Origin of the sequence: Kosakonia sp. YIM B13588 (assembly GCF_042788165.1) — a bacterium.
In the GTDB taxonomy this organism is placed as follows: domain Bacteria; phylum Pseudomonadota; class Gammaproteobacteria; order Enterobacterales; family Enterobacteriaceae; genus Kosakonia; species Kosakonia sacchari.
On record NZ_JBHZPO010000004.1, the window covers coordinates 72,163 to 83,221 of the forward strand.

An 11,059-nucleotide genomic window follows, 5' to 3' on the forward strand; every position below is an offset into this window, starting at 1 on the left:
GGAGTAGATTTAAATGGCACATAAAAAGGCTGGCGGCTCAACTCGTAACGGTCGCGATTCAGAAGCTAAACGTCTGGGCGTAAAACGCTTCGGCGGTGAAGCAGTTCTGGCAGGTAGCATCATCGTTCGTCAACGTGGTACCAAATTCCACGCTGGTTCTAACGTAGGTTGCGGCCGTGACCACACTCTGTTCGCTTTGACTGACGGTAAAGTTAAGTTCGAAGTTAAAGGCCCGAAAAACCGTAAATTCATCAGCATCGTTGCTGAATAAGTTTTTCGCGTCCCGGTAACGGAAGAAAGCCCCGCAACACGTTGCGGGGCTTTTTACATTAGAAGTCCGGTAAATTCTGGCAGGGAATACGGGCATGAAACAGCAGGCAGGCATCGGTATTGCGCTGGCGCTCACAACCGCGATGTGCTGGGGCGCGTTACCTATCGCCATGAAGCAGGTGCTGGAAGTGATGGAACCGCCAACGGTGGTGTTTTATCGCTTTTTAATGGCGGGAATCGGCCTTGGTTTGATTCTCGGCTGGAAAAAGAAACTGCCCCCGCTGCATCTTTTTCGCAAGCCGCGCTGGTTGGTTTTGTTGGCAATTGCCACAGGTGGGCTGTTCGGGAATTTCATCCTCTTCAGCTCTTCCCTGCAATACGTTAGTCCGACGGCTTCACAGGTAATCGGTCAACTTTCACCTGTGGGCATGATGATTGCCAGCGTTGTTATTCTCAAAGAGAAAATGCGCGGTACCCAGGTTATCGGTGCGCTGATGCTTATCTGTGGTCTGGTGATGTTTTTTAACACCAGTCTGGTGGAGATTTTTACCCGCCTGACAGATTACACCTGGGGCGTGATTTTTGGCGTCGGAGCAGCCACGGTGTGGGTGAGTTACGGCGTCGCACAAAAAGTGTTATTGCGGCGCCTGGCTTCCCAGCAGATCCTCTTTTTGCTGTACACTTTGTGTACAATTGCGTTATTGCCGCTGGCAAAACCCGCCGTGCTGCTTCAGTTGAGTGACTGGCAACTGGCTTGTCTGGTGTTTTGTGGCCTGAATACGCTGGTGGGTTATGGTGCGCTGGCGGAAGCGATGGCTCGCTGGCAGGCGGCGCAGGTGAGCGCATTAATCACGCTGACACCGCTCTTTACGCTGTTTTTTTCAGATTTATTATCAATGGCCTGGCCCGATGTTTTCGCCAGACCGATGTTAAACCTTATCGGTTATCTCGGTGCGTTTGTCGTGGTTGCGGGCGCGATGTTTTCCGCTATTGGCCATCGTCTTTTGGGACGCTGGCGCAGTCGCGAAGTGGTCGCCACTGTGCCCCGCTCAGGCGAATGAGTTACGGAGAGTAAAATGAAGTTTGTTGATGAAGCTACGATCCTTGTCGTGGCAGGTGATGGCGGTAACGGTTGTGTGAGCTTCCGCCGCGAAAAGTATATCCCAAGAGGCGGCCCTGATGGCGGCGACGGTGGTGATGGCGGCGATGTCTGGCTGGAAGCGGACGAAAACCTCAATACCCTGATTGACTACCGTTTTGAAAAATCTTTCCGTGCTGAACGCGGACAGAATGGCCAGAGCCGCGACTGTACAGGGAAACGCGGAAAAGATATTACGGTAAAAGTACCGGTCGGTACGCGTGTTATCGACCAGGGCACTGGCGAGACAATGGGCGATATGACTAAACATGGTCAGCGCCTGATGGTCGCGAAAGGTGGCTGGCATGGTCTGGGCAACACGCGGTTTAAATCCTCGGTTAACCGCACGCCTCGTCAGAAAACGATGGGCACGCCGGGCGATAAGCGCGACCTGCAACTGGAACTGATGTTGCTGGCCGACGTGGGTATGCTTGGTATGCCAAACGCGGGTAAATCGACCTTTATTCGCGCAGTATCTGCCGCAAAACCCAAAGTGGCGGATTATCCGTTTACCACGCTGGTGCCGAGCCTTGGTGTTGTCCGTATGGATAACGAAAAGAGCTTTGTGGTTGCCGATATTCCGGGGTTGATCGAAGGGGCTGCTGATGGCGCAGGCCTCGGGATCCGTTTCCTGAAGCATCTGGAGCGTTGCCGCGTCCTGCTGCATCTGATCGATATCGATCCGATCGATGGTTCCGATCCGGCGGAAAATGCCCGTGTCATCATCGGTGAACTGGAAAAATACAGCGAGAAGCTGGCGGCCAAACCGCGTTGGTTGGTATTCAACAAAATCGATCTGATGGATAAAGCGGAAGCAGAAGCTAAAGCAAAAGCTATCGCTGAGGCGCTGGGTTGGGAAGATAAATTCTACCTTATTTCAGCGGCCAGCCAGCAGGGCGTGAAAGACCTGTGCTGGGACGTGATGACCTTTATCATCGAAAACCCGATCACCCAGGTGCAGGAAGAGCAGCAGCCTGAGAAAGTCGAGTTTATGTGGGATGATTATCATCGCCAGCAGCTTGAAGAAGCTGAAGTGGTTGAAGAAGACGAAGAGTGGGATGACGACTGGGACGAAGACGACGAAGAAGGCGTTGAGTTCATCTACAAGCGTTAATCGCTGCAATTTTCCCGGCTGAACGGGGATATTTCGCCAGGAAAAATGCCGGGTAGCGTGTGCTAACCCGGCATTTTTGTTAGTTATTCTGGTAGATATCTTTGTACAGACGGCTTTCAAAACGCACCAGTGGAATGCGGCGATTACGCTGATCTGCAGGTTCGACAGCATAACCAGAAAGATACTGCACGAAAGCCATCCGCTGACCGCTCGCGGTAGTAATAAAGCCGGCCAGGTTATACACGCCTTGCAAGGAGCCTGTTTTGGCCGAAACTTTCCCGTCTACACCCGCTTCATGCAGGCCAGCGCGATACTGCAGAGAGCCATCATAGCCTGCCAGCGGCAGCATTGAGATGAAATTGAGCTCGGTGTCATGCTGCGCAATATATTGCAGAACTTGCATCATCGTGGCGGGTGCCAGCAGGTTATGTCGTGACAGACCGGAACCATCAGCGATGATTGTATTTCCGAGATCGACGCCAGCCTGCTGGCGCAGGATCTGTCGCACTGCATCCGAACCTGCTCGCCAGGTACCCGGTACGCCAAAGCGCGCGTGACCAATCATACGAAACACCGTATCAGCGATCATATTGTCTGATTTTTTCAGCATCTGCTTTAGCAGATCGTGAAGCGGTACCGACTGCTTGCTGGCAATGACAGTACCGGCCTGGTTCTCTTGCGTCTGGCGCAGCAAGGTGCCGCTATAGGTGATGCCTGCGTCGTTCAATTCTGCTTTCAAAATTGCACCGGCGTAGCTTGCTCCGTTCTGAATGGCGAAAGCCAGCGGGAGCGGATCGGCACGCTGCGGCAGGCATCCCGTTAGCGTAAAGCGATTTAAATCGCCTGGAACGACATCCAGTTCGCAATACTGCGCCTCTGCGGAGCCGCGTGCGAGCGTGCGCACCTGGCTGAACATATTCACCGGATAATAATTCGCGATGCGGATATAGGCCAAATCGCCCGGTTTTTGCGCGCTATAGAGCGAAATCGAGAAGCAGTTGCGATCGATAATCGCCGCAGCAGGTGGTGCGCTAAAGCATTGCGTCATGTCGTTCCACGGCCAGCCTGGCGCTTTATCATGGCTGGCAAAAATAGAGGTATCGACCAGCACATTACCTTCGATTTTCTGCACGCCTGACTTTTTTAGCGCCGCCACCATATTGCGAATATCCTGACGTTTTAGCGTCGGATCGCCGCCAAATCGTGCAATTAAGTCACCTTTTAGTGTACCGTTCTCGACAGAACCTTTGCTTTCCAGCGTGGTTGTAAAGCGAAAGTCCGGCCCAAGCTGCAACAGTGCCGCCAGCGCGGTGATGACCTTCTGAGTACTGGCTGGCAGCGCCATTTGTTTGCCGTGGTAATCAATTTCTGGCGCCTGAGCACCGACTTTTTGCACCATCAGCGCCAGGTTTGCACCATCCGGCAGTTGGTTTATGTATTCGTCTACATTCGCGGCCTGAACGTTCAGGGCTATACTTGTGGTCAATCCGATGATAAAGCTGGAAAATCGCATAATCTCGCGCTAGGAAGCAGTAAACAAGCCGTCATACTACGGCGCAACGACCCGGAAAGTAAACGATGACCCATAGTGAACTTCCGGGTAAAATACGTATCAAATTGAAAAATTGCGCTGACCTGGGGCTTTGTCCCCGGGTCAGTTTTCTTTTGCTCCTGCCCGACGGTATATGCCGGTGTACGGGGGAGGTAGATCAGATGGGGTGGGTTACCGCTCCCTACAGGAATGTTCAAGAGGTATAACAATGCAAGCTATTCCGATGACCTTACGTGGTGCCGAAAAATTGCGCGAAGAACTGGAGTTTCTGAAATCCGTTCGTCGCCCTGAAATCATTGCCGCCATCGCGGAAGCCCGCGAACATGGCGATCTGAAAGAGAATGCGGAATATCACGCAGCGCGCGAGCAGCAGGGCTTCTGCGAAGGGCGAATTAAAGATATCGAAGCAAAATTGTCCAATGCGCAGGTGATCGACATTTCTAAAATGCCGAAAAGCGGCCGTGTTATTTTTGGTTCCACCGTCACGGTATTAAACCTCGATAATGACGAAGAGCAGACTTATCGGATTGTTGGCGATGATGAAGCCGACTTTAAACAGAACCTGATTTCAGTCAATTCCCCCATTGCCCGCGGCTTGGTAGGTAAAGAGCAGGATGATGTGGTGGTGATTCGTACGCCGGGCGGCGAAGTGGAATACGAAATTATCAAAGTGGAATATCTTTGATCGCTGTCTTCGCGTCGATTGTTGACGGATTGTAAAGAAAAGAAAAAGGCCGCACTGCGGCCTTTTATGAATTCCGGGAGCGTGGCATTTTGCACCTCTGCTGGCGGAAACCCCTCGTTTTACACAGATTTTGTGTTCAATTCAGGATATCCTTAGCGTGGCAGCGAAATTTTACGCTCCGCGGTTGGGCGATAAAGCACCAGCGTTTTACCGATGACCTGTACGTTGCAGGCGCCGGTTTCGCGAACGATAGCTTCCACGATCAAGGTCTTAGTTTCTCTGTCTTCAGAGGCGATCTTCACCTTGATGAGCTCATGGTGCTCTAGCGCTTGTTCAATCTCGGCCAGTACCCCTTCGGTCAAACCATTATTGCCAAGCATAACTACCGGCTTGAGCGGATGTGCCAGACCTTTCAGGTGCTGTTTTTGTTTAGTACTCAGATTCATCGTATATTTTGCTTACGTTGGGATTGAAAACGGGTCATTCTACCGCCATCTCCACTGTATCGCCAAATTGCGTGTCGAAATTTCTCGATGTCGACGATGAACCCAGATGGAAAGTTAAATGACAGGTAAAAAGCGTTCTGCCAGTTCGAGCCGCTGGCTTCAGGAACACTTTAGCGATAAATATGTTCAACAGGCGCAGAAAAAAGGGTTGCGTTCCCGTGCCTGGTTTAAACTTGATGAAATACAGCAAAGTGACAAACTTTTTAAGCCGGGTATGACGGTTGTCGACTTGGGCGCTGCCCCTGGTGGATGGTCGCAATATGCGGTCACGCAGATTGGTGGTAATGGCCGCATCATCGCTTGCGATCTTTTACCGATGGATCCAATCGTTGGTGTGGACTTCCTTCAGGGCGATTTTCGTGATGAATTAGTTCTGAAGGCGTTATTGGATCGCGTTGGTGACAGTAAAGTTCAGGTTGTCATGTCAGATATGGCGCCGAATATGAGCGGTACACCTGCTGTTGATATCCCCCGTTCCATGTATCTGGTGGAGCTGGCGCTGGAGATGTGCCGTGATGTGTTGGCGCCAGGCGGAAGTTTTTTAGTGAAGGTGTTCCAGGGCGAAGGTTTCGATGAGTATCTCACCGAAATTCGCTCCCTGTTTACGAAGGTTAAAGTGCGTAAACCGGACTCTTCACGTGCGCGTTCACGTGAAGTGTATATTGTAGCGACCGGGCGAAAATGATATCCCGTTGATTTCGGCCTTTGGTTTGAAAGAGATGGGTTATGTTGTATCCTGACGCTGTTTTTAACACAGTTGTAATATGAGGTTAATCCCTTGAGTGACATGGCGAAAAACCTAATACTCTGGCTGGTCATTGCCGTCGTGCTGATGTCAGTATTCCAGAGCTTTGGGCCCAGCGAGTCGAATAGCCGTAAGGTGGACTATTCTACCTTCCTGCAAGAGGTCAACCAGGACCAGGTTCGCGAAGCGCGTATCAACGGACGTGAGATCAACGTTACCAAGAAAGATAGTAACCGTTACACGACTTACATCCCGGTCCAGGATCCGAAACTGCTCGACAACCTGGTGACGAAAAACGTCAAGGTTGTAGGTGAACCGCCGGAAGAGCAGAGCGTTCTGACGACTATCTTCATCTCCTGGTTCCCGATGCTGCTGCTGATTGGGGTCTGGATTTTCTTTATGCGTCAGATGCAGGGCGGCGGTGGCAAAGGTGCCATGTCGTTCGGCAAGAGCAAGGCGCGTATGCTTACGGAAGATCAGATCAAAACGACTTTCGCTGACGTTGCCGGTTGCGACGAAGCAAAAGAAGAAGTTGGCGAGCTGGTTGAATATCTGCGTGAGCCGAGCCGTTTCCAGAAACTGGGCGGTAAAATCCCGAAGGGCGTCCTGATGGTCGGTCCTCCGGGTACGGGGAAAACGCTGCTGGCGAAAGCGATCGCCGGTGAAGCGAAGGTGCCATTCTTCACCATTTCCGGTTCTGACTTTGTAGAAATGTTCGTTGGTGTCGGTGCGTCTCGTGTGCGTGACATGTTCGAGCAAGCTAAGAAAGCCGCGCCGTGCATTATCTTCATCGATGAAATCGACGCCGTAGGCCGCCAGCGTGGTGCGGGTCTTGGCGGTGGTCACGATGAGCGTGAACAGACGCTGAACCAGATGCTGGTTGAGATGGATGGTTTCGAAGGCAACGAAGGTATTATCGTTATTGCCGCGACTAACCGTCCGGACGTACTCGACCCTGCTTTGTTGCGCCCGGGCCGTTTTGACCGCCAGGTTGTTGTCGGTCTGCCGGACGTTCGTGGCCGTGAGCAGATTCTGAAAGTCCATATGCGCCGTGTGCCGCTGTCGCCGGATATCGATGCGGCAATCATCGCACGTGGGACACCAGGCTTTTCCGGTGCCGATTTGGCGAACCTGGTCAACGAAGCTGCGTTGTTTGCCGCTCGTGGTAACAAACGCGTTGTGTCGATGGTCGAGTTTGAAAAAGCGAAAGACAAAATCATGATGGGTGCGGAACGCCGCTCCATGGTGATGACTGAAGCGCAGAAAGAGTCCACGGCATATCACGAAGCAGGCCATGCGATTATTGGTCGTCTGGTGCCGGAACACGATCCGGTGCATAAAGTGACGATTATTCCGCGCGGCCGTGCGCTGGGTGTGACGTTCTTCCTGCCGGAAGGTGATGCCATTAGCGCCAGCCGTCAGAAACTGGAAAGCCAGATTTCAACGCTGTACGGCGGTCGTCTGGCAGAAGAGATCATTTACGGCGTTGAACATGTTTCAACCGGTGCGTCGAACGATATTAAAGTCGCGACCAACCTGGCCCGTAACATGGTCACCCAGTGGGGCTTCTCCGACAAACTCGGTCCGCTGCTTTACGCGGAAGAGGAAGGCGAAGTATTCCTGGGCCGTAGCGTTGCAAAAGCGAAACATATGTCCGATGAAACCGCACGAATCATCGACCAGGAAGTGAAATCGCTTATTGAACGCAACTACAATCGCGCACGTCAGCTGCTCAATGAGAATATGGATATTCTGCATGCGATGAAAGATGCTCTGATGAAATATGAGACCATCGATGCGCCGCAGATTGATGACCTGATGTCACGTCGTGATGTTCGTCCGCCAGCAGGTTGGGAAGAACCGGGTACGAACAACTCTGACAATAATGGTACGCCGCGAGCGCCGCGTCCGGTCGATGAACCGCGTACGCCAAACCCGGGCAATACCATGTCAGAACAACTGGGCGACAAATAAGTATTTGCGCTGATGATCTGCTTTTAATGAAAACCCCGGGGCTTGCTCCGGGGTTTTTCTTTTAATTTCTAACTGCCATAACCTCAGGGATTTTTAGTCATGAAACTCCATGCTCAGGGCTCAACACTGGATTTGTCACATCCCCATGTAATGGGCATCCTCAATGTAACGCCGGATTCTTTTTCTGATGGCGGTGCACATAACACATTGATCGAGGCGGTGAAGCACGCGAACCTGATGATCAATGCGGGGGCGACAATTGTGGATATCGGCGGGGAATCGACGCGTCCTGGAGCGGCCGATGTTAGTGTGGAAGAGGAGCTTGAACGCGTAATCCCGGTTGTTGAAGCCATCGCACAGCGTTTCGAGGTATGGATTTCCGTCGACACGTCTAAACCTGAAGTCATTCGCGAATCGGCGCGCGTAGGCGCACATATCATTAACGATATTCGCTCATTAACAGAGCCCGGCGCGCTGGAAGCCGCCGCACAAACCGGATTGCCGGTTTGCCTGATGCATATGCAAGGCCAGCCAAAAACCATGCAGGAAGCGCCGAAATATGATGATGTGTTTGCTGACGTGAATCGCTTTTTTATCGGGCATATAGCGCGATGCGAACAGGCTGGAATCGCAAAAGAGAAATTGTTGCTCGACCCGGGATTCGGTTTCGGTAAAAATCTCTCCCACAATTATGCATTGCTTGCCCGCCTGGCTGAGTTTCATCATTTTGGCTTACCTCTGCTGGTCGGAATGTCGCGTAAGTCGATGGTAGGCCAGCTACTTAATGTTGGTCCCTCCGAGCGATTAAGCGGTAGTCTGGCTTGCGCAGTGATCGCGGCAATGCAAGGCGCGCACATTATTCGTGTTCACGATGTAAAAGAAACAGTAGAAGCGATGCGGGTGGTGGAAGCCACGCTGTCAGCGAAGGAAAACAAACGCTATGAGTAATCGTAAATATTTTGGCACCGATGGTATTCGCGGCCGCGTTGGCGACGCACCGATCACCCCTGATTTTGTGCTTAAGCTGGGTTGGGCCGCCGGAAAAGTACTGGCGCGCCATGGATCGCGTAAGATTATCATTGGTAAAGACACCCGTATTTCGGGCTATATGCTGGAATCCGCGCTGGAGGCCGGTCTTGCGGCGGCTGGTCTTTCCGCGTCCTTTACCGGACCAATGCCAACGCCGGCGGTAGCCTATCTCACGCGAACATTTCGCGCAGAAGCAGGAATTGTGATTTCGGCTTCGCATAACCCTTTCTATGACAATGGCATCAAATTTTTCTCTATTGACGGCACAAAACTGCCGGACGCAGTAGAAGAGGCGATCGAAGCCGAGATGGAAAAGGAGTTGACCTGTGTGGACTCCGCTGAGCTGGGGAAAGCCAGCCGCATTGTTGATGCCGCAGGACGTTACATTGAGTTTTGCAAAGCGACGTTTCCGAATGAACTGAGCCTTAACGGGTTAAAAATCGTGGTTGATTGCGCTAATGGTGCGACTTACCACATCGCACCGAGTGTTTTTCGCGAACTGGGTGCGAAAGTTATTGCCATTGGGTGTGAACCGGATGGCGTGAACATCAACGAAAAATGTGGTGCGACGGATGTGGCAGCGCTGCAGCAGCGCGTTCTGGTTGAGAAAGCCGATTTAGGCATTGCCTTTGATGGTGACGGTGACCGCGTCATTATGGTCGATCACGAAGGTAACAAGGTCGATGGCGATCAAATCATGTATATCATTGCTCGCGAGGGGTTGCGCCAGGGGCAGCTGCGCGGTGGGGCAGTAGGCACACTGATGAGCAATATGGGGCTTGAACTGGCGCTTAAGCAACTGGGCATTCCCTTTGCGCGCGCGAAAGTGGGCGACCGTTATGTGCTGGAAAAAATGCAGGAGAAGGGCTGGCGCATCGGCGCTGAAAACTCCGGTCATGTGATTTTGCTGGATAAAACGACGACCGGAGACGGTATCGTGGCCGGTTTGCAGGTGGTTGCCGCAATGGTGCGTAATCACATGTCCCTGCATGATTTGTGCAGCGGTATGAAGATGTTCCCGCAAGTGCTGGTGAATGTGCGTTTTACCGCAGGCATTGGCGATCCGCTGGAAGACGAGACGGTCAAAACGGTGACGGCAGAAGTGGAAGCGACGCTGGCTGGCCGCGGTCGTGTGTTATTGCGTAAATCCGGTACTGAGCCGTTAATTCGCGTCATGGTAGAAGGTGAAGACGAGGCGCAAGTGACATCGCTGGCGAATCGCATTGCTGACGCAGTTAAGGCTGTAAAATAGCGCGATAAGTGCTTAAAAAGGCGGCTGTTGCCGCCTTTTTAATAGCCCGGGATCGCAATTTTGCTGTTTTTTTCCGCACTTGATAAAATGCGCTTAAATTGCCCTTGCGAAGGTCATTCGCTTTGGTTAGTATTCACACCCGCTTCAGTGGGAAAGCAATAAACATCCCACTTTTATTGGTTTGAAGCATTGGCTGCGGCAACCCCGCAAGGAACAGGTTGATTATGTACGAAGCTCTTTTAGTTATTTTCCTTATTGTAGCGCTGGCTCTTGTTGGCCTGATTATGCTGCAGCAAGGTAAAGGCGCTGACATGGGAGCCTCCTTTGGCGCTGGTGCGTCCGGTACGCTGTTCGGTTCAAGTGGTTCTGGTAACTTCATGACCCGTACGACTGCTGTGCTGGCAACACTGTTCTTTATTATTAGCCTTGTGCTGGGCAACATTAACAGCAATAAAACCAATAAAGGAAGCGAGTGGGATAATCTGAGCGCACCGGCAAAGAGTGAACAAACTCAGCCTGCAGCTCCGGCGCAGCCGACCAGCGATATCCCGCACTAAGAAGTAAGTCGTGCCGAGGTGGTGGAATTGGTAGACACGCTACCTTGAGGTGGTAGTGCCCGATTGGGCTTACGGGTTCAAGTCCCGTCCTCGGTACCAATATTCCGGAAATAAGACATCGCAAGATGTCTTTTTTTTTGCCTGTAATTTAAGACATTGCCAAACCTTCAACCTTCAACCTTCAACCTTCAACCTTCAACCTTCAACCTTCAACCTTCAACCTTCAACCTTCAACCT

The 11,059-nt window shown here is 52.0% G+C and carries 11 protein-coding genes and 1 tRNA gene; 10 read left to right on the forward strand and 2 right to left on the reverse strand.

Annotated features, from left to right (window positions below; translation table 11 throughout):
- Positions 1-13 precede the first annotated feature (13 nt).
- The 3 genes from rpmA to cgtA all read left to right on the forward strand — a co-directional run bounded on the left by rpmA (position 14) and on the right by cgtA (position 2,522).
- Positions 14-271 (forward strand): 50S ribosomal protein L27, encoded by a 258-nt coding sequence (gene rpmA / locus ACFX4U_RS09415; protein ID WP_017457338.1) that lies wholly within the window; start codon positions 14-16, stop codon positions 269-271.
- Positions 272-365: 94 nt separating this feature from the next.
- A complete protein-coding gene (locus ACFX4U_RS09420; RefSeq protein ID WP_305734884.1) occupies positions 366-1,331 on the forward strand; it encodes a DMT family transporter in 966 nt (321 codons plus the stop codon).
- Positions 1,332-1,346: 15 nt separating this feature from the next.
- Positions 1,347-2,522: an Obg family GTPase CgtA gene (gene cgtA / locus ACFX4U_RS09425; RefSeq protein WP_313511235.1), complete on the forward strand. Its 1,176-nt coding sequence runs from the start codon at positions 1,347-1,349 to the stop codon at positions 2,520-2,522.
- A 79-nt stretch (positions 2,523-2,601) separates the two neighbouring features.
- Here cgtA and dacB read toward each other — a convergent pair whose 3' ends face one another.
- Complete coding sequence (dacB, locus tag ACFX4U_RS09430) at positions 2,602-4,035, reverse strand: serine-type D-Ala-D-Ala carboxypeptidase (RefSeq protein WP_313511234.1); 1,434 nt, start codon at positions 4,033-4,035, stop codon at positions 2,602-2,604.
- Positions 4,036-4,282: 247 nt separating this feature from the next.
- On the opposite strand from dacB, the gene greA reads away from it, so the two are divergent.
- Entirely contained in the window at positions 4,283-4,759 is a 477-nt protein-coding gene (gene greA / locus ACFX4U_RS09435) for a transcription elongation factor GreA (RefSeq protein WP_017457342.1), read from the forward strand.
- Between the two features lie 152 nt (positions 4,760-4,911).
- Here greA and yhbY read toward each other — a convergent pair whose 3' ends face one another.
- Positions 4,912-5,205 carry a ribosome assembly RNA-binding protein YhbY gene (gene yhbY, locus ACFX4U_RS09440; protein ID WP_007369919.1) on the reverse strand — a complete coding sequence of 98 codons (294 nt, stop codon included), beginning with the start codon at positions 5,203-5,205 and terminating at the stop codon, positions 4,912-4,914.
- A 118-nt stretch (positions 5,206-5,323) separates the two neighbouring features.
- Between yhbY and rlmE the strand changes: the two genes are divergently transcribed.
- The 6 genes from rlmE (at position 5,324) to ACFX4U_RS09470 (ending at position 10,921) form a co-directional block, all read left to right on the forward strand.
- Positions 5,324-5,950: a 23S rRNA (uridine(2552)-2'-O)-methyltransferase RlmE gene (rlmE, locus tag ACFX4U_RS09445; RefSeq protein WP_020455430.1), complete on the forward strand. Its 627-nt coding sequence runs from the start codon at positions 5,324-5,326 to the stop codon at positions 5,948-5,950.
- 102 nt (positions 5,951-6,052) lie between these two features.
- Positions 6,053-7,984, forward strand: a complete 1,932-nt coding sequence (ftsH, locus tag ACFX4U_RS09450) for an ATP-dependent zinc metalloprotease FtsH (protein WP_017457344.1) — start codon at positions 6,053-6,055, stop codon at positions 7,982-7,984.
- Positions 7,985-8,083: 99 nt separating this feature from the next.
- A complete protein-coding gene (gene folP / locus ACFX4U_RS09455; RefSeq protein WP_313509015.1) occupies positions 8,084-8,932 on the forward strand; it encodes a dihydropteroate synthase in 849 nt (282 codons plus the stop codon).
- Complete coding sequence (gene glmM, locus ACFX4U_RS09460) at positions 8,925-10,265, forward strand: phosphoglucosamine mutase (protein ID WP_017457346.1); 1,341 nt, start codon at positions 8,925-8,927, stop codon at positions 10,263-10,265. Before folP ends, glmM begins: the two co-directional genes overlap by 8 nt.
- A gap of 224 nt (positions 10,266-10,489) precedes the next feature.
- Positions 10,490-10,822, forward strand: a complete 333-nt coding sequence (secG, locus tag ACFX4U_RS09465) for a preprotein translocase subunit SecG (protein ID WP_017457347.1) — start codon at positions 10,490-10,492, stop codon at positions 10,820-10,822.
- A gap of 12 nt (positions 10,823-10,834) precedes the next feature.
- A tRNA-Leu gene (locus tag ACFX4U_RS09470) sits at positions 10,835-10,921 on the forward strand.
- Positions 10,922-11,059: the final 138 nt, after the last annotated feature.